Below are 18,509 nucleotides of genomic sequence, written 5' to 3'. Positions count from 1 at the left end.
TCCTCAGCAGCGCTCAAGCCGCCGTATGGGATCGAGCCTTTCGCGCCATTCATTGGCCAGCAGGGAAAGTGAAAAGGTGAGGAGCACCAAGGCGCACAGGGGAACGATCACTTCATGCGGGGCGCGTTCCATCATGGGCGCTGCGTCGGCAATCATCCTTCCCCATGTCGGCTCATCCGGCGAGCTTCCCAGTCCAAGGAAACTCAGCACCGACTCCGTTACGATGCAGCGCGGCAAAACGATGCCCAGCTGGGTGATCAGCGCGCCCATGATGTTTGGGAGCAGGTGCAGCTTCAGGATGTGCATGCGGCTGCCGCCGAAACTTCTGGCGGCAAGCACATACTCCCGCGATGCTTCGCGCTGATAGACAGAACGCGCGACGTAAGCGACAAGGGGCGAAAAGGCAATGCCGGTGGCCGCCATGAGCTGCCACTGACCGCTGCCCAGCCCCACGATAACGAGGAGCGCCATCAGGGTGCTCGGCAGCGCGCGCACCAGATCGATAAAGGCAAAAAACACGCCGGCGGCAAAACGCCCCATGGAAAGCGCCGTCAAGCCGATGCCGGCACCGATGAAAAAGGCGATGAAGGTGCCGCCCAGCGAGATCTCCAGCGTAGTTCTTGCCCCATAAACGAGCCGCGCCAGTATGTCTCTTCCCAGACTGTCGGTCCCCAAGGGGTGAGCCGGGGAAAAGGGCTGGTCTAAGTTCATGAGGTCTTGGTCGAGCGGAGAAACATCCGTGAGCCACGGTGCAAAGAGAGCCGCCAAGACGATGCTGCCCAGAGCTGCGTAGAGAAGCATCTGCCGCAGGTCTGGAAAGCTTTGAATCTTGTCTGCGCCCGAGGGCGACGCCTTCAGCATGCTGAGCCTCCGCCTCAGGCCTTCAGGTCGGCATGGTCCACGCCGCCGTCCGCCCAGTGACAGGCCCAGGTAAAGCCCGTGTGAAAGCCTATGACGCCCTTGCGGATCGCAATGAGGTCGGGCGTCAGACCGATGACATAGAAGTAGCCCTTTTCCATCACGCGCTTAAAAGCCTTGAGGTAGGCGGCGCGGCGGGCCTGAGCATCGGTCGTTTCTGCGGCCTCGGCAATGAGCTTATCGAGCGTCGGATCCTGAATGCCGCCCCAGAGGACTGGGTTGGGACCTTCGCTCATCAGGCGAACGTAGCGCAGATAAATATCCGAGCGCGGGCCGGAGTTCATGACGGTGAGGTCCCAGTCGTACTGAGACAGCCGCTTTTGCGTGCCGATGTCGTCGAGCGCAACGTGGTGCACCTTGAAGCCCAGTCTGCGGATCATCTGCACGGCAATCTGCGCGTAGGGCACCTGCCACGAGACGAATTCAATCGTGTGCTTCGAGGGATCGACGCCGGCCTCTTTGAGAAGCGCCTTGGCTTTCTCAAGATCGGGCTTTTTGAACTCATCGGCCTCATAGAGCGCACGGTCAAAATAGAAGTTGTTCGCCCCCACGAACTGGTTGCTCGTCTGCGCACGGCTGCCGCCCACAAAGTTCATGAAACCCTGCTTATCGATGCAGTGGGCGAGAGCCTTTCGTACGCGGATGTCGTCAAAGGGCTTGCGCGGCTTGCGGTTGTTGAAGGAGAGGAAGTACCAGGCACTGTCTTTGAGGCCTTCAATGACCGCGGCGCCCGCGCGCTGCAGATCTTCGGCGGCATCTTTGCTGACATAGGCAACATCCAGGTCGCCCGAGCGGATGGCAAGGCTCTTGTCTGTGCCGTCGCGAAGGTCAAAATGCACGGCGGCGAGTTTGGGGAGCCCCTTTTGCCAGTAGTCGGCAAAAGCCGGAGCGTCCAGACTGACCTTCGGGAGCCATTTGCCGAAGCGGAAGGGGCCCGTGCCGATCGGCTGTGTAATCGTGGAGTCCCAGCCCGGGGATTTCGGCGAAAGAATCCAGAGCTCAGCCATGAGCGACATGAAGGGAGCGAAGGGGCGGGCGAAGGCAATCACCACCGTGTTGGGTTCGGGCACAGAGAGGCTCTCAACGTTTTTGAGCGACGAAACGAGCCACCCGCCCTTGATCTTCTCGCGGATGCGGTTGATGTTGGCGACAACGTCTTCGGCGGTCAGCACGTCGCCGTTATGAAATTTGACGCCCTGACGAATTTTCAGGGTATAAGTGCGCCCGTCGCTGCTCACCGTCACTTTTTCCGCGAGGAACGGTTTGACTTGGCCGTCGTCGGCAATGGAAGTGAGCGGCTCAGCGTAGCACTGCTGCACCGCAATGCTGCCGGTATGCCGGTGCGGGTCAGACGTGTCGAGACCGAGCGTGGCATAGCGAAGTTCCCTGCGCTCTGCAGCGTCGGCCGGGAAGCTCGGCAGAGCCGCGGCGGCAAGCGACGCAAGAAGCAGCGTGCGGCGGTGAAGCGAAAAAGCATTGCCCATGATTAATCTCCAAGAGTGGGAACACCAAGAATTTGCTGAAGAGAGCGCCCGTCCAATCCGTCAAGGGACAGTCCAAGAAACCTCAGAACCGTGGGCGCAATTAGGGTGAGATCCGTGACGGCAGAGATCTCGCTCGGACGGAGGCCGGGATGATTGACAAGGCAGTACGGACTCTGTTCATGAAGACCGAATCCGCCGTGCTGACCGCAGCCGATGGGGTAAGGAGAGCCTGGCACCAAGCAGGCCAGACTCTCACCGGCAACACCGTACGGATTGAGGGCCGCGGGGTCAGACTTGAGGGAGAGGAAAAATTCAAGCGCCGGCGCCTGAGAAATGCCGTACAGCTCGAACTGCCGGCGGCAGACGACGTCGCTCAGCCAGTCGGCCTGCCGGAAAAACGCTTCCAGCCGTGCCCGCACGGCTTCAGGAGCCTGCAGATAGACCAAAGCAGCAGTGCCGTTGGGTGCAGTCACAAGCCGGCCCGAGGCGAGTTCTGACTCAAAGCCCGCCTCAGCGAGTTTCTTATCGATGTCGACCAGTCCGGACACGGTTTCGTGCCCATGGTCGGAGCCGGCTATAAAAAGAACGTCCTTTCCTTTTCTGCGGAGTTCATCGACACAGGCATAAACGGCAGAGACATTCTCATCGGTTCGCCGCAGTGCTTCCAAGTGCTCGGGCGAACCCAATGGGCAATGGTGCTGCGTCGTGTCGGGATGCCCCAGCCAGAGGAGGTTCACGGCGGCCAATTGGTTTTCAAGGTCGTCGATGAAACGCTCGGTCATTGCGCGGTCGCCCGCGAGATCCGAACTCACATTGAGCGCTTCGGTTTGCGGGAGTTCCCCGCGCGGACCGAAGCTCCCGGCTCGATGAAAGACATGTCCGCGGTGCGTCGGATCCTGAACATAAGCGGCGCCGGGCGAGGCATTGCCGTACATCCGCAGCCCGCCCGCCGCCTCAGTTCTTTGGGAGAGCGTAGGAACGCCGAGCACATGACCCCGGAGCTCGCGGCAGAGAGAAAAGAACGAGGGTACTCCGACATCGAGGAGCCGGAGCTTTCCATGGTCAAGGAGACAAAGCTTGTTGCCCGCTAGTTCGTGGCGCAGTGGATAGCAGCCCGTTGCGATCGTGGCAGAACAAACGCGCGTGACCGAGGGCGCAGCGGAACGGTGGCGGCGAAGCCACACGGACTCGCCGCGCAGCACATCGAGCGCCGGCGTCGATTGCGCTTCAATGGAATCACGGCGCAGACCGTCCGTAATCACGATCACCGCCAGTTTGTCGACGCTCATGCAATGGCCTCACTGCTGAAGTTGGAATGAGAGGCAGTCTAGAGATCGTAGATTGCAGATTGCTGACAATCTGATGACCTTTATAATTCAACCATCTTTGGTGAGCCATAAACATGCCCGAAAACACTCAAATCGCGTTATTGACGAGCAAATCGCTTCCTGAACTGATTTGTTCAGAGCTAGAAGGCTGGATTGCACAAGGCAAAGTGTCGCCCGGACAGCCTTTGCGGGAAGCGGATATTTCTGCGCAAATGGGGCTTTCACGCGGTCCGGTGCGTGAGGCCTTCCGCATTTTGGAAGAGCGGGGATTGGTGTGCTGTGAGAAAAACAGAGGCGTCCGGGTAGGAAACCTCACCCTTGAACAAGTCAAAGAGATCTACGAACTGCGTGAAACGCTTGAAGGCCTAATCGGACGTCTGGCAGCGGAGCGGGCTGGAGCGGCCGAGAAAGCTGCGCTTAAGGGCATTGTGGAGGAGATGGCTAAAGCCGTGGACGCCGAAGATGTCGCCCGCTACACTGAGCTCAACTTCAAAATTCATGAGATGCTGGCCGGCTGCACGCAGAATGCGGTGCTCAAAGAAATCTATTTGCGTTTGGTTTCCAGACTCCATCTTTTTCGCAGCTACGTTCTTCGTCACCAGACGGGGAGCGCAAAACGGTCCTATCTGGAGCATCAGGCGATTGCCGAAGCGGTTTGTGCCGGTGAGGCCGATGAGGCAGAAAAACGGCTTAAAGCACATACGCGCGAGAGTCTGCAGCACCTGATTGCGATTGCAGAGAAATAATCTTTTAGTTGTCCTTGAGCCCATCGGCATGCTTCGGGGTGCGGGCTTGAGGCAAAAGAGGCCGGAGGATTCTTTCTCTTTGCCGATGCCTTTGCATCAGCTCCGGGCGGCGGCAAGCCTGAGGCCGAAAAGAATGAGAATCACGCCCATTGTGCGGTTGAGCCACCGCTGAAAAGCCGGCCGTCCGAAGACCGGACGAATACGATCCATCATCACTACGAGCACGGCAAGCCAGGCAAGTCCGAGGAATGCCCAGGTGACGCCCATCAGCGCGAGCTGGGGCCCCGCGGGGAGCGCCGCGTCCATAAACTGCGGAAAGAACGTGAGCACGAAAAGCACCACCTTCGGGTTCAGAAGATTGCAAAAGAGCCCGCTTCGAAAGGCGGCGGCAGGCGTTTCGGCCTTGGCGTTCTGAAGGGCGGCTGCCGCAGCTTCAATCGGGGCGCCGTCTTCATGAGATTCATGACGCCGGGACGCAAGGAGCGAACGAAGGCCGAGATAGAAGAGGTACGCCGCACCCGCCCATTTGAGGACAGCAAAGAGCTCTGCGGACCCGGCAATCACCGCAGAAATCCCAAGAATGGCTGCGATGGTATGCACCGCTACGCCGCAGTTGATGCCGAGGACGCAAGCGAGGGCCTGACGGCGCCCGGAGAGGAGCGCTGTTTTGACAACGATGGCAAAGTCGGGGCCGGGCAGCAGCGTGATGACAAGAACGGCCGGTAGAAAGAGGAGGTAGTTTGTGAGCGAGAACATGATGAAGAGCCGGAAAAAACATGCTGTGGCGTCGGCTCGAGAGAGCGGCCCAGCGCCGAATGCGCAGCCTCGGCGTTAAAGAGAATGCTATCGCTAAAAGCGAGCGGGGAGACATCAGGCCTGTCGTTTGAGCCGCGGCCGCTCTTTTGAATTTCGTCACATGTTGTCCGAACAAATGTGAAGCCTTCTGATTCAATTCTCTTGGTCTGTAAAGAAAAGTTTTCTGCTCCGCTCTTATATGCTCGAAAAAGAAGAACGATGAGACGTCCGCAGAAATTCGCTGCGGGCTTCACCCGGAAAAGTTTTATGACGAGCTCGTTCTTAGAGCCTGCGGACAGCATTGAGCTGCTGCCTAATCATCGTCCGCCGGATTATCCATGTTGAAAATGACGCACGCTTTTTCTCGGAGGATTCCCATGAATCGACTCTCCCCAGCCTTTGCCGAGTCCCGCCTCGTCGGCAGCATCGCTGCCGTTATGCTCGCCGCCGCAGCTTCCGGCACTCATGCCGCTCCCCTCGAAACCCTCACCATCGCCGTCAACACAGGTTTCACGACAATGGATCCTTGGGACGCAACGGACAACCTTTCTCGTACTGCGGCCCGCTCCTTTTATGAGAGTCTTTATACGTTTGACAAGAATCTGAAACCGACGCCGCAGCTCGCGGAATCTGTTGACATCAGTCCGGACGGGCGCATTTATACCTTTAAGCTCCGGCAGGGCGTGAAGTTTCACGACGGCACGATCTTGGATGCAGAAGCCGTCAAGCTCAGCTTCGAGCTCGGCGCAAGTCAGGATCTCAAACGCACGCGCCGAAATTTCTTCAATTTTGTCGAAAAAATCGAAGCCGCAGACCAGTACACCGTCCGCTTCACCTTGAAGAGTCCGATGACGGCTTTCCTTGAACGGCTCTCCAACGGCACAGCTGCAATCGCCTGCCCGAGTCTGCTCGCCCGCGCGAAGACGAAGCAGGCGCTTGCTTTTGAAGCCTGCGGCACGGGGCCCTATAAGCTGGTCCGCTTCAATCCCGCCGAGGAGCTTCTGGTTGAACGCAACCCTGACTACCGAGTGCCGGGGCTGCCCAAATTTAAGGCACTGCGCTGGGTGCCGGTGGTGGAGAACAGTACCCGCGCGGCGATGCTGCAGACGGGCGAGGCACAGTTCATACAAATGGCGCCGGTGGAGCAGATTCCGGTTCTGAAGGCCAATCCCAATTTGGCGGTCAACGTGGTGCCGTCTGTTGTTATGCGCTATATGTCCATGAATATGAACGAGAAACCTTTTGACAACCCGAAGGTGCGGCAAGCCGTCAACTATGCCATCAATAAGCAGGCGCTCTGCAAAGTGGCATTCAGCGGCTATGCGCGTCCGGCTGACGGCGTGATTCCTGAGCAGATTCCCAATGCTGTTAAGCTCGGTCCCTGGCCCTATGATCCGAAGAAAGCCCGTGAGCTCTTAAAAGAGGCAGGCTATCCGAACGGTTTTAAGACAACGCTCTGGTCAGCTTTTAACAACACGACGGCCGTGAAGACGATGCAGTTCGTCCAGCAGCAGCTCGCGCAGGTAGGCATCAAGGCCGAGGCACGGGCGCTTGAAGCCGGGCAGCGCGTACAGGTCTACGGCAACAAGGATCCGAAGAAGGCACCCAACCGCCTCTATATCATTGGCTTGTCCAATTCCACCGTTGACCCGGACTGGGGCATGCGCCCGGCGCTTTATTCGAAGAACCAGCCGCCGGTCCTGAATAACGAAGCGTATTACCAAAATCCGAAGGTCGACGCGCTCTTGGATCAGGCGCTCGCGGACACGGATCCGGCAAAGCGCGCAGCCGAATATAAGGAACTGCAGGAAATGGTCTGGCAGGATGCGCCGTGGGCGTTTTTGGTGTTCGAGGATGTGACCTCGGCGGCCAACAAGCACCTCAAGAATTTCAATACGTTGGCTGACGGCAGCTTCGAATTCTATTCGGCCGAGTGGCAGGAAGACTGAGGGCTTATGCAGTCTCCCTCTGAGACTGAGGCATAAGCAAACGTCCTCTGAGAACGGCTTCGGCGCTCAGAGGACGGTTTATTCGGCTGTAGAGAGCAGTCTTCAGAAAGAAAATAAAACCGATGCTTTCAACGGTGACGATTCTCGTCTTCCAGCATCATCTCTGGATTCATGGGCGGGTGTTTCTTGAACCAGAGGCAGATTTCCGAGCGCACCCACTGCAGCGCAAAGTCGGCATTGTTGCGCCGGTGCCAGATGATCTGCGGGTTCCAGCCTCGAATGTCGGCCGGATCCGTTTCCAAAATGGCGAGCGGCAGGTGTGAAGACAAGAGTTCTGCGCCTTCTCTGGGCAGCAGCGCATAGGCATCTGACTGCGCGAGCAGATAGGGCATTGAGAGGAAATAGGGCGTTTCAATGCGCACCGGGCTTAGGTTTTCAGCCCGCCAGGCGAGGTCAATGTTTCTCAGCGACCGCCACTGGGGCATCGAAATCGAAATATAAGGATAGGGTGCAAGGACCTTGGCGCCGACAGGGATGCCGGCCTTAACGCTGGGATGGTTCAGCAGGGGATGGCCGCGGCGCATGACGGCGACATGCCGGCTCTTAAAGAGTGTGGCGGACTGAATGTCGCCGGGCAGCTCTCGGTCGATATCAAAACCGAAGGCCAGATTCGTGGTGCCGTCCCAGAGATTCTCGAGGGTGAGCCCAGCAGCCGGGCGAATCCGGATTTTCAGCTTGGGCGCCCGTTCTGTCAGTGCGGGCAGCGCCGGCGCGAGAAGCACGGCGGCGGCGTTGTCGACCATTTCGAAAATGATCGTACGGTCAATTTCCAGCGGCGAGAATCGTTCTTCAGCGAAAATCCCTTCGAGCGCCTCCAGCGCACGGCGCATGGTCGGCACCAAGGCCTCCATGCGTTTTGTAGGCACAAGGGAGTTGCCCGAGCGGACAAAGAGTTCGTCGCCGATCAGGGCTCTGGCGTGATTGAGCCGGTGCGACGCTTTGGGCGTGGACCAGGCGAGCGTCATTGCAGAACGCGTGAGCGAGCGTTTTTCGGCAAGGAGCAGCAAGAGCGCCAGGTCGTCGTGGGTGAGGTCGTTGGTGAATTCGGGCATCGGGAAGCCGCACTCTGTTTGTCTGAAAAAGAAAATAGAGAAACCGTTTCGAGCTTAGTGCGTCGAAACGGTTTACCCATCTTAGCGAATTCTCGAATATATGCTGCTCAAACAAACAGCAGACGAATAAGCAGTCGGACGGCGTTTAGAAGAAATACGTGAGCCCCGCCATGAACTGAGAGGAATTCGGATCGCTCGAATCGCTGAAATTCTTCGTGTCAAAGAGCCCGGAGCCATGCGTCCAGTTGGCCGAGGCATAGAGGTGAGTGTGCTTGGAGAGCGGATACTCAAAAGCGGCGCCAAAAAGCACTCGCTTGAGATCCGTTGTCTGACCGTCTACGACATGGCCTTTATATTCCCAATCATCGTAGGCGGACGTGAGGTACAGGTCGCCGCCGAAGCACTTGATTTGGGCATTGAGGCTCGCTACCCAGCCGTCAAAACCGCGTCCGGCAATGCCGGATTGATTGTCGGAGGCGAGATTCCCCGCACTGATGAGCTTGCTGACAGGATGTTCAGGCGTGCCCGGCGCACTGTAGACGTTTTTAAAGCCTTGTCCGACAACGAAGAGCCGGACATCGGGATGCACGAGAAAGTTGACGGTCAGACTGGCAATGGTGGTGTCTTCGCCGTAATCGGCGCCGTCTTTATGCGTATTCATGATGCGGTCGAAAACACCGACAGCGGTGAGTGACTGTCCCTGCCAGCGAAATGCCGCAGAAGCGCGGCGGGTATTGTGGCGCTCTTTGCTTTCTTCAACACCGGGATCCGCATTGGTGCCCGTTTGGAAGGAGTATTGTGCAAAGAGCTGCAGACCGCCGGCGATGGTCGGCGTAGCATAGGAAATAGTGTTGTCGAGGCGGTCGCCGCCCACCATCCAGTGCATGCCGCCCGAACGCCCCCAGCCGAAGCCGAAGGGCGTTGCCTGCATGCCGAAAATACCCCAATGACCAAAGGGCGACACGAGCGCGCCCATGCGCCCGAAAGCAATTTCACCCATAGAGCCCTCGAGAGCGAGCGAAGCTTCGCCGCCCCAGAGACGGCTGAAAAGCATTTCGCCGTCATCGGATTCAAAAAGGTTCTCAAGCAGCATCTTCACTTTGGTGCCGTTGCCGAGGTCTTCGGTTCCGGTCAGGCCGATGCGCGGTCCGAGATTGACGCCGAACTCTTCTCTCGCAGAGGTGGAGGACGGCTGAGAGCCCATCTTGTTGTGTTCAACGATGATGCCCGTATCCACAATGCCGTAGACACTGAAGTCGGCGGCCTGAACGGAAAAAGCTGCAGCGAAGGCTGCAGCAGCGGCAAGACGGGTAAGTCGTAGGGCTTGTGTTTTCATGACGTCGAAGGAGAAAAAAGCGCAGGTATTTAAAACGGAATAAAAGTGAAAAACTTCCCCGCAAGCGGGTCGGCGCACGGCGCCTCAAGCTTTCAGACGGTGAGGGCGCTTCACTTGCGGCAGAGGAAACAAGCCGCCGCAGCGAAGCGCCCGAGATCAGGATGGCAGTTCAGGCATTACTTGGAGGGTTTCATGGCCTCCTGAATCGAGAACGGCCAAGCCTGGTAGCCGAAGGTGTCTTTGAGATGCATGACGACGGACGGCTCCTTGGCGCCCCAGTCGAATTCGGTGAGGTAGGGCGAAGGCATGGCCTTGCCTTTGCTCACGCGCATGCCGGCGGTGGAGAAGTAGCCGACCACGGAGTCCTTGTCCCCAGCGTATTCACAAAGGCCGGTGACGGGCGAGTAGTAGTCGTGACCCTTTTCTTCGCCGTAGGTCCAGATCTGTTCAATCGTCATCTTGGATTCATTTACGCGGTAGACGACCAGACGGGTGTACTTCATGTCGGCGAGCGCCGGCTGCTCCATGCCGCGGCCGTCGCCGTTGTCAAAGACGGTGAGATAAACGTCGCCCTTCTTGGATTTTTCGTTGATTCGCCATGCCGTGTGCTGCGTCCAGGTCCAGTCGAACTTGTTTTCGCAGTGGTTCATGAATTTGTCGCAGGCAATGGGCTTCCCGGAGGCGTCGACAGGCGTAAGGAGCTTGTCGGCGAAGGGCTTCTTCCAGCCTTCATGGCTGCCGATGATCCACTTCACCTTCTTGTCGCGCCCGATCTTGATGATGGCTGACTGGTGGCGCGAGGAGACGATGATTGAATCGTCGGTCGGGTCGTAGTCAACGGAGTTGACGTGCGCCCAGTTGCGGCCCGGGCCGGTGCCCAGGATGTCGCCGAAGTCGTCCGAAGCGTCAAGTTTGGCGAGTTCTTCTGCCGTCATGGTCTTGCCGGCCTTGTCGACGTCAATGTTGAGGCACACAGCGCCCTGGTCGAGCGTTTTGATGACCGTTGAGCGGTACGGATCCAGAATGTTGTTGAGGTTCCAGTCGTCAACCACTTCGCCCGCTTCGTTGACCTCGATGATGACGTCGCGCACGGTGCGGACATTGCGGCCGTCGGCCCGGCGGTAGTTGGCGTCGGAAACACGGATGAGATAGTGGCCGTTTTCCATCGGCTCAAGCGCGTGCGAGAAGTCGTCGTAGCCTTCGGGCAGCAGGCGGTTCCAAATGCGGCGTCCGAGGATGTCGTACTTGACGTAGCGTTGGCCGTAGCCCCAGGTGAGCGCGCCGTCCTTATTCTGACGGAAGCCCATCATCACGCCGCCCCATTCGATGGAATTGGGTTCGAAAATTGAATCCGGCATCAGGTACCAGCGCAGCGCCCCGGTGGAGTCAATGATGCCCACTTCGGGCGAGCCGCCCCACTGCAGCGCCCCGCCCGCGGGATTATTCCAAACGGCGCGGCCGCCGCGCGGGTTGTTTTCGAGAATGTTGTTGACGAGGTAGAGACGGTCTTTGTATTTAGGCGCGCACTTAAGTACTTCGGCGCGGAACCAGCCGCCCGTCTGCAGATCGGTGCCGTCGCTGCCAATGTAGGCCGGACCCGCATAAATCTTGTAGGACTCGCGGATATGTTCAACCGTGCGCGCAGCATCGTTGGCCACGCGGTCGTATTCAACTTCAACAGTATTCTGATAGTCCGGATAGAGACCGAAAACCGGAATGCCGCCGTGCGTTCGGCAGAGCCGGTCGGCGACGCTGTAAGCAATTTCCTGACCGTTGGGCTTAGGCACGATGCGCACGGATGCATTGCGCAGTTCATAGCCGCCGTTGCCGATGACGGCGGTGAGCGGTGCAATCTTATAGGGATTCACAAACACCTCGCCGATCTTGCCCTGAGACTGAAAATGCACTGCCGGGCCCGACGGACCGCCGGCTGCGCGGGCGGCAGCTGAAACGGAAAGTGCGAGAACGGAAGTGAGGAATTGGCGTTTGGTGAGGAGCATATTGTGGTTCTCCAACTGGTCTTGGAAAAATATCGAAAAGCGCTGCGGCAGAAGTCATGAACCGCAAGCGCTCATCTGGATGAAGACATTGTGAGGTTTTAAGAGGCGGGGAAACCCTAGTGCTTACACAACAGCAAGTCAGAATGGATGGAACACGGTGTTTAAAAAACTGAAAAACACTCCCCCGAGCGAGAAGCCCTAAAAAAATCCCCGGCAGGTGCGAAACCTGTCGGGGATCATGAGGCCTGAAGCCTCGGGCTCTGGGAAGCCGGTCGGGCATGTGCGGCCGTTTCAGGGGAAAAACCGGCCGCTCAGGCCTCCATTAGAAGCGGTGCACCGTGCCGAAGACGATCTGGTAGCCATTCGGGGTGGCGCTTTCCTTGTTGGCCTGTTCAAGCTTTTCCTGCGAGTAGCCGGCCATGGCGTAGACGGCAGTGCGCTTGCTGAGCGAATAGTCGTAGCCCGCGGCCACCGTCCAGCGCGTGAAGTCAACGTCGTGCTGGTTGTCCATGTCGCGGTAGGCGATCTGGCCCTTGAGCGTGCCGCCGGCCACCGGGTAGTGCACGCCGAAGCTCGCGCCCCAGCCGTCGACAAAGCCGTAGCCTTTACCGCCCGTGAAGCTGTTAATGCCGTCGAAAGCAACGCCGCCGCGCTGAGCCGTATTGAGTTCCTGATCCTGGAAGTACTGATAGAAGGTCACGAACTTCAGGCCGCTGTCGAACTTATAGTTGCCGCCCACCGTGATCGTAAAGCCGTCGTCGGAATGCTTTTTCTCCCCCTGACGCTGGTTGCTGTACAAGGTGGTATCCGCGACGAAGATGCCTTCGAGACTGGCGTTCTGGTAGCGAAGGGCCAGGGAGGCGTAGCGGTCAGCGCTCGACTTGCCTTCAACCTGGTTCTTATCGTCCGTCGTATCCGTCTGGAACGAATACATGGCGTAGCCGGTGACGCCCGAGAAGGTCGGGGTGACATAGCTCAGGGCGTTGTTGACGCGGGTCAACTTGGAGGCGGTTGCAAAGCCGGAGCCGAAGCCGACGGTGTAGTTCGCAAAGAGCGGGTCAATCGCGCGGAAGAGGCCGTTGGCGCCGAGAACGCTGCCGAAGATCGGAAGCACGCCGGCGCTCAGCGTGCCGTACGGGCTGTAGAGGTCGATGTGCGCTTCACGGCCGAAAAGGCGGCCGCCCTGATCGAGCGTGCCGTCGTCAGACTTGAAGCCGGATTCGAGCACGAATCCCACTTTGTAGCCGTTGCCGAGGTCTTCAGTGCCGCGGATACCCCAGCGGGAACCGAATTCAGAGGCGTTTTCCATCGTGAACTTATCAACGGAATCAACGCCGGCCTGGTCAGCATCAGAATGAACGTAGGACAAACCCACGTCGATGACGCCGTACATCTGAACGTCGCCGGCATGAGCTGAAAGAGAACCGAAGGCAAGTGCGGCGGCAACCGCAACGAGAGTCTTGCGCATGGTGGTATTTCCTTTTGAAGTTGGTCCCGATCCTTTCTGAGCCAAAGACATCGGGCATCTGCCGGCCTTGCGGACGGCATGGTATTTAACGAAAAAGCGGAGGCCGCACGACAGTCAGTCTTCCCGCCAAAGGAGGAAAAGACGGGCAAACCGACTGATGCTTCGGCCTCCGTTCACGGAGAAGAAGATTAAACGCTGCAAACGTCCTCTCCTAAGGATGGGACTGAAGGGATCAAAGAATCCGTTCAGTCCCAGCGTCGGAGAGGCTCCTTAAGGGCTTCTGCGCCGCCGCAAAGCTTATCAAAACGCATGGACGGCGGAGAGCCCGGAGGAAGCGGATCAGCAGCCCTTGAACGCGAGCGCAGTGCGCGCAGCGGTGCGGCCGAAGATCATGCAGTCGGCAACGGCAACCGTACCGAGACGGACCATGCCGTGGACGCCGCCCGTCACTTCACCGGCAGCGTAGAGACCCTTGATCGGTTCGCCGCGGCAGGAGAGCACTTCAGCCTTGTTGTTGATTTCAAGACCGCCCATGCAGTGGTGGACGCGCGGCCAGAGGCGAACGGCGAGGAACGGGCCTTCTTCGTTCGGAACAGCGTTGTCAAAGATCATGCAGTCGAATTCCGGATCCTTCTTGGCCTTCATGTAGCTGTTGAAGTCGTCGTTGGTCTTCTTGAGCTGATCAAACGGGATCTTCAGATCGTCAGCCATGGCCTTGAGCGTCGGATATTCCTTCACGACGCCGGATTCGCGGGCATGCTTATAGAGCTCATCGGTCATGTTCTTGCCGATGATGTTGGCCTTGGCGTTCACCGCGGACGTGTAGATCAGGCAGGGATGGCCGATCGCGACGATGGCGTCAGCACGAACCTTGCGGTTGCCGGTTTCCTTGACGAAACGCTTGCCGGTGGCCGGATCGATCATCGGGCCGTAGCCGACGGCGGATTCAACGAAGAGCGGCGCGACGCCGAAGCCCTGTTCGTCAGGCGACGTCCACGGGCCGAGCTGAATCCAGTCCATCTGAATCGTGTTGGCGCCGATTTCCTGAGCCTGCTGAATCGTTTCGCCGGTTGCGCCGGGCTGGTTGGTCGAGGTGAAGGCAGCGGTGAGGCGCGGGTCGTGGGACATGCGCATCTTGACATTCTGCGAGAAGCCGCCGGTGGCGAGGAGCACGCCCTTCGTGGCGCGGATGTAGACGACCTTGCCGGACTCTTCCTTGCCGAACGTGTAGCCGGTGCGGGCCTTGACGCCTTCGACGCAGCCCTTGTCGTTGACGATGAGCTGCTCGACCTTCGTGCGAAGCTGCGGCTTGATGCCTACTTCCTTCAGGCGTTCGAGCATCGGGAGAATGAAGCCGGCGCCGGAATTGCTTTCAACGGCGTGGGAGCGCTTGACGGAATGGCCGCCGTGGTAGGTCACGGCCTTGAACTTGACGCCGATCTTGTCGCGCAGCCAGTAGAAGTTTTCGACGGATTCATCGGCGATGTGGCGGGCGAGTTCCGGATGAGCAAGACCGCCGCCGGCCTTGATGATGTCTGCGTAGAGGAGGTCGGGCGAGTCCTTGATGCCTTCGGCCTTCTGCATGTCGGTGCCGGCAGCTGCAACCGCGCCGCCGTTGATGACGGAGTTGCCGCCGGGGAAGGACATCTTTTCGAGAATGAGGATCTGATCAGACTTCATGCCGCCCTGATGCGCTTCGAGCGCAGCAGCGAGGCCGGCAAAGCCCGTGCCGATGATCACGAATTCCTTGGTTTCATTCCACTTGACGGGCTTGCCGCATTCGGAAGCGGAGGCCACGGGAACCATGCCGGCAAGGCCGAGAGAGGCGGCACCGGCAGCGCCGAAGAGCTTGCGGCGGGAAATATCAGTCATCTTTATTTCTCCTTTGAAGACAGAAATGGTTGCCCGGCAGCAGCAGGGCGGTCTCGGGACAGGCTGAAGCGCTCTCCCGGGTCATTAGACTCTGCCGCTGTTTCCTGGGTGTTGACGTCACTCTAAGCATAGTTTTCGGAATCAACTACCCAAGTACTTAGGTGCTAATTATTAGTGATAATAACTACTCCGCCGGGGGTAGTAACCCGTAAGCATATGAATCGAAAGATGAATCCAGACTTTCTCTCAGCTGAGCGTGCTTGGATCAAGAGGGGGAGCGGTTAAATACCCAGCGCAGTTCTGCGCTTCAGGTCTGCACTTATACTTTCCGATCACTTCAAAAATACCGGCGCTCAGCCGGCATGCATCCTTTTTTCCCCAAGGATTTCCCATGGAATCCGTTCTCGTCAAGGTTGTCTCCTTCATCGCTGTGATCGTCGTGGGCTATCTGCTCAAGCGCGTCGGCTTCTTTCGTGCGGAAGACTTTCGGCTCATCGCCGGACTGGTCCTCAAGGTAACGCTTCCCTGCGCCATCATTTCGAACTTCACCAGAATCGATGTCGATGCGGCGCTCTTTGTGCTCGTGCTGCTCGGGCTCGGATGCAATCTGGTCACCGTTGCCGCGGGCTGGCTCGCATCAAAGCGCGGCGATTCTGCCGAACAGGCCTTCAATATCATTAATTTTTCGGGCTACAACGTCGGCTGCTTCGCTCTTCCTTTTCTGCAGAGCTTCGTGAGCCCCATGGGTGTCGTCGCGGCCTGCATTTGGGATACCGGCAATTCGATCATGTGCACGGGGGCGACCTATTCCATCGCAGCGGCGGTGGCCGGGAAAAACGAAGGCGGCGGCGCCCGGCTTTTCTTCAGGCGGATGTTTTCTTCTGTTCCGATGGATGTTTATGTCGCCATGACGATTCTGGCTTTCCTCGGCTGGAAGCTTCCGCCGCAGGTGCTGGGGTTTACCGACATGGTGGGCGCAGCAAATCCGTTCCTTGCCATGCTGATGATCGGCATCGGCTTTGAATTGAAGCTCGCGCCGGGTTCGGGACTGCATATTGCCAAGACGCTTTTCTGCCGTTATCTGATTGCTGCGGCGCTCGCTTTTCTTTTCTACAACTATCTGCCTTTTGATCAGGAAGTACGCAAGGTTCTCGCCATTCTTGCCTTTGCGCCGCTCTCGGCCGTCTGCACGATCTATACGGCGCTCTGCCTGAATGATCCGGGCAGAGTGGCGCTTTCGTGCACGCTGAACTCGCTCTCGATTGTCTGCAGCGTCACATTCATGACTGTGCTTGTGGTTTGGCTTTAAGACAATCCTTTGATATTTAATTTATTTTTGCACCCGATAGCGCACAGGTGTGCTGGTGTGGCGACAGTTTGCACTTCGCCGAGTCGTGACCCAAGATCACGACTCGACGGAGTTGAGGAGGCTGCGAATCAACGAAGGAAACGAGTTCTGGTCTAAGAAGACGGTTAGCCGCAAGGCTCGAACCTTATCTATTTGGACCATAAGGAAGAGGTCTCCGAACGTATTGACATTCTCATCGGTTTCCGCGTCAATTGATTTGACGAACAGAGCACCGCATCTTTACTCAATTGTTTTTTTCTTCATTAGAAGAATATTAATAATTGCAGGTATGTTTTGGAGGAATGGTATGTTATAAATAATGGATTAAATTAAACCCGCAAAATATTACAAATGAAAGAACGCACATTAAAAGAATAAGTGTCAGGGCCCTTTCTACTCCTGTTGATTTAATATCACCGTAAATCGATCGTGATTCATCTGTAGGAATGGCCTCACCTGTATCAACATTATTTTCGATGTTTTCTAAGGGGCAGGTAACTATGTCCGGATGTATCTCAGACTGTTCTAAGGTGCTTTTGTCTGAACTGTCCGGAACCTCATCGTTACTTTTCATTTCTGCTTTGGAGCAGTTATCATTAAATGCTTCTTTTTCAGAACTTGTATCAACATATATTTGGTTATGATGATCGATTCTGTTATTTTTCTTGAGTCGCTCTAATAAACCTGCGATGGCTAATCCTGCCCCTCCAATCAGCATCCATGCAAGTCCGGGCAGTGCAATAAGTATTGCAAGGAAGGGATTGAAGTGATAGACATCATATAGGGCCCATGCTGCTAAACCGGCAGGCAAAAATGTCATGCGCAGAAAAATAAATATAGGCGCTGCAATATATCCAAGCCAATCCCAACCCGTGATGTCAGACACTGCTATGCCAGCTATGCAATACATAGCAAGCGCATACACGAGATACACTACAGCAACTAAGCCGCCGCTAAAAGCTGTAAATAATTCCTTTAACTTTTCCATTTATTTTTCCGCCTTCGAGAGTGCTCCCGGAACGCTGAAGAGGTATATAAGAAAAAATATATTGACTAATGGAATGAGGCACCATAAACAATGCCATTTACTCTCGTTTAAATCTGCAAGTCTCCTCGAAAATATTCCAATCGTATAGATAAGAAGCACTAAACTTGCAGCCAATATTAAGGATATAAAATAAAGGTCTAACTGACCCGAAAGTCTATATGCTATTTTATCCAATGTATCAATTACTACATTAAGTAGTAATGACAAAATAAAGGTTAAAACGAATCTTATAATAAATTGCTTCCTCGTTAATGGGTCGCAATATAAGTCGATGAAAACCTGTTTAAATGTATTCATTTGCTAAAGGAAAAAATGTAAGAAACTTGATTCATACTATGAGAAAGGCTTTAAATTTTTCTTCCGTATAATATTCGTAGAATACAGCGGCACGACTAATTGTGGTTCAGGAACTTTCAATTACGTGTTAATTGGTAAAAATTAGATGCAATCAACTGCATACGATTGATTACATTGATATAAATTACGCCGGCTGATTCTTATGGAGTACGACTTTTGTTGCTACGAAAATCGTTAAGCTGAGCGAAATTATTGAGCAATTAAACTGAAAAATGATCTCTCGCTTAACGAGCATGGTCAGGCGAAGTTCTGCAGCACCTGCATTTGGACGTATCCGCACTGCGGCGCGCAACCGCGAAGTGAATGCGTCGAAGAGCATTCGAGCATCGGGGATTCGGCTATGCAAGTCCGTTTGTTCTGAAGCGGGAGGAAAATGACCTTCGTCGGCTCAGTGCCCGCTGATGCGAATTGACATCCTCTTCGCCCTGATCTCTGGACCACCCACCCGCTGTCAAGCGGTCTACCGCTGTTTTTGATTCCGGAACTGAGGGCTGTCTCAGGCAACCTCAGGCAACCCGAGGTCAAGTGCTTCGCGGATAAAGCGCCTGCCGCCTTCGGCGGCAGGCTACTTTATACCGCGAAGCACTTGACGGAGCAGCCGCCGATAGACTTGAGCTTGGCGGATGCGTGCGGCGCGAAGCGTCGACCGCATTCCGCCTAGCTACCATCTATCGGACGAAAAATATTGTCAGATGCACCACATAGCGAATTACCAAGCGGAGGTTTCATTTCCAGGCATGCCATCGAC

At 56.4% G+C, this 18,509-nt stretch carries 14 protein-coding genes; 3 read left to right on the top strand and 11 right to left on the bottom strand.

The window, feature by feature from the left end; all coding sequences use genetic code 11:
• Window positions 1-3 precede the first annotated feature (3 nt).
• Genes DES29_RS08470 through DES29_RS08460 form a run of 3 tightly spaced genes read right to left on the bottom strand, consistent with a single transcriptional unit; the run spans window position 4 to window position 3,691 of the window.
• Complete coding sequence (locus DES29_RS08470) at window positions 4-861, bottom strand: ABC transporter permease (protein WP_113854745.1); 858 nt, start codon at window positions 859-861, stop codon at window positions 4-6.
• Between the two features lie 14 nt (window positions 862-875).
• The gene (locus DES29_RS08465; protein ID WP_113854744.1) at window positions 876-2,402 is read right to left on the bottom strand and encodes an ABC transporter substrate-binding protein; all 1,527 of its coding nucleotides are present in this window, start codon (window positions 2,400-2,402) and stop codon (window positions 876-878) included.
• A 2-nt stretch (window positions 2,403-2,404) separates the two neighbouring features.
• Window positions 2,405-3,691, bottom strand: coding sequence for an alkaline phosphatase family protein (locus DES29_RS08460; RefSeq protein WP_113854743.1), 1,287 nt, complete (start codon window positions 3,689-3,691; stop codon window positions 2,405-2,407).
• Between the two features lie 113 nt (window positions 3,692-3,804).
• Between DES29_RS08460 and DES29_RS08455 the strand changes: the two genes are divergently transcribed.
• On the top strand, window positions 3,805-4,476 hold the full coding sequence (locus DES29_RS08455) for an FCD domain-containing protein (RefSeq protein ID WP_005428889.1): 672 nt from the start codon (window positions 3,805-3,807) through the stop codon (window positions 4,474-4,476).
• Window positions 4,477-4,572: 96 nt separating this feature from the next.
• Here DES29_RS08455 and DES29_RS08450 read toward each other — a convergent pair whose 3' ends face one another.
• Window positions 4,573-5,232, bottom strand: a complete 660-nt coding sequence (locus tag DES29_RS08450) for a LysE family translocator (RefSeq protein WP_113854742.1) — start codon at window positions 5,230-5,232, stop codon at window positions 4,573-4,575.
• Window positions 5,233-5,648: 416 nt separating this feature from the next.
• Here DES29_RS08450 and DES29_RS08445 point away from each other — a divergent pair, with 416 nt between their 5' ends.
• Window positions 5,649-7,220 carry an ABC transporter substrate-binding protein gene (locus DES29_RS08445; protein ID WP_113854741.1) on the top strand — a complete coding sequence of 524 codons (1,572 nt, stop codon included), beginning with the start codon at window positions 5,649-5,651 and terminating at the stop codon, window positions 7,218-7,220.
• Window positions 7,221-7,348: 128 nt separating this feature from the next.
• Here DES29_RS08445 and DES29_RS08440 read toward each other — a convergent pair whose 3' ends face one another.
• The 5 genes from DES29_RS08440 to DES29_RS08420 all read right to left on the bottom strand — a co-directional run bounded on the left by DES29_RS08440 (window position 7,349) and on the right by DES29_RS08420 (window position 15,008).
• Window positions 7,349-8,332, bottom strand: coding sequence for a LysR family transcriptional regulator (locus tag DES29_RS08440; RefSeq protein WP_113854740.1), 984 nt, complete (start codon window positions 8,330-8,332; stop codon window positions 7,349-7,351).
• A gap of 145 nt (window positions 8,333-8,477) precedes the next feature.
• On the bottom strand, window positions 8,478-9,668 hold the full coding sequence (locus DES29_RS08435) for a porin (RefSeq protein ID WP_113854765.1): 1,191 nt from the start codon (window positions 9,666-9,668) through the stop codon (window positions 8,478-8,480).
• A 176-nt stretch (window positions 9,669-9,844) separates the two neighbouring features.
• Window positions 9,845-11,668 carry an aryl-sulfate sulfotransferase gene (locus DES29_RS08430; RefSeq protein ID WP_113854739.1) on the bottom strand — a complete coding sequence of 608 codons (1,824 nt, stop codon included), beginning with the start codon at window positions 11,666-11,668 and terminating at the stop codon, window positions 9,845-9,847.
• 322 nt (window positions 11,669-11,990) lie between these two features.
• Window positions 11,991-13,136: a porin gene (locus tag DES29_RS08425; RefSeq protein ID WP_113854738.1), complete on the bottom strand. Its 1,146-nt coding sequence runs from the start codon at window positions 13,134-13,136 to the stop codon at window positions 11,991-11,993.
• 339 nt (window positions 13,137-13,475) lie between these two features.
• Entirely contained in the window at window positions 13,476-15,008 is a 1,533-nt protein-coding gene (locus tag DES29_RS08420; protein WP_016474475.1) for a flavocytochrome c, read from the bottom strand.
• Window positions 15,009-15,399: 391 nt separating this feature from the next.
• On the opposite strand from DES29_RS08420, the gene DES29_RS08415 reads away from it, so the two are divergent.
• Window positions 15,400-16,317, top strand: coding sequence for an AEC family transporter (locus DES29_RS08415; RefSeq protein WP_005428899.1), 918 nt, complete (start codon window positions 15,400-15,402; stop codon window positions 16,315-16,317).
• A gap of 349 nt (window positions 16,318-16,666) precedes the next feature.
• On the opposite strand, the gene DES29_RS08410 is transcribed toward DES29_RS08415, so the two are convergent.
• Window positions 16,667-17,344 (bottom strand): hypothetical protein, encoded by a 678-nt coding sequence (locus DES29_RS08410; protein ID WP_016474474.1) that lies wholly within the window; start codon window positions 17,342-17,344, stop codon window positions 16,667-16,669.
• The gene (locus DES29_RS12745; RefSeq protein WP_038024966.1) at window positions 17,345-17,701 is read right to left on the bottom strand and encodes a DUF805 domain-containing protein; all 357 of its coding nucleotides are present in this window, start codon (window positions 17,699-17,701) and stop codon (window positions 17,345-17,347) included.
• Window positions 17,702-18,509: the final 808 nt, after the last annotated feature.

Origin of the sequence: Sutterella wadsworthensis, assembly GCF_003315195.1 — a bacterium.
In the GTDB taxonomy this organism is placed as follows: domain Bacteria; phylum Pseudomonadota; class Gammaproteobacteria; order Burkholderiales; family Burkholderiaceae_F; genus Sutterella; species Sutterella wadsworthensis.
The sequence above is the reverse complement of the archived record's forward strand: the minus strand, read 5'-3'. Positions and strand labels throughout refer to the sequence as shown.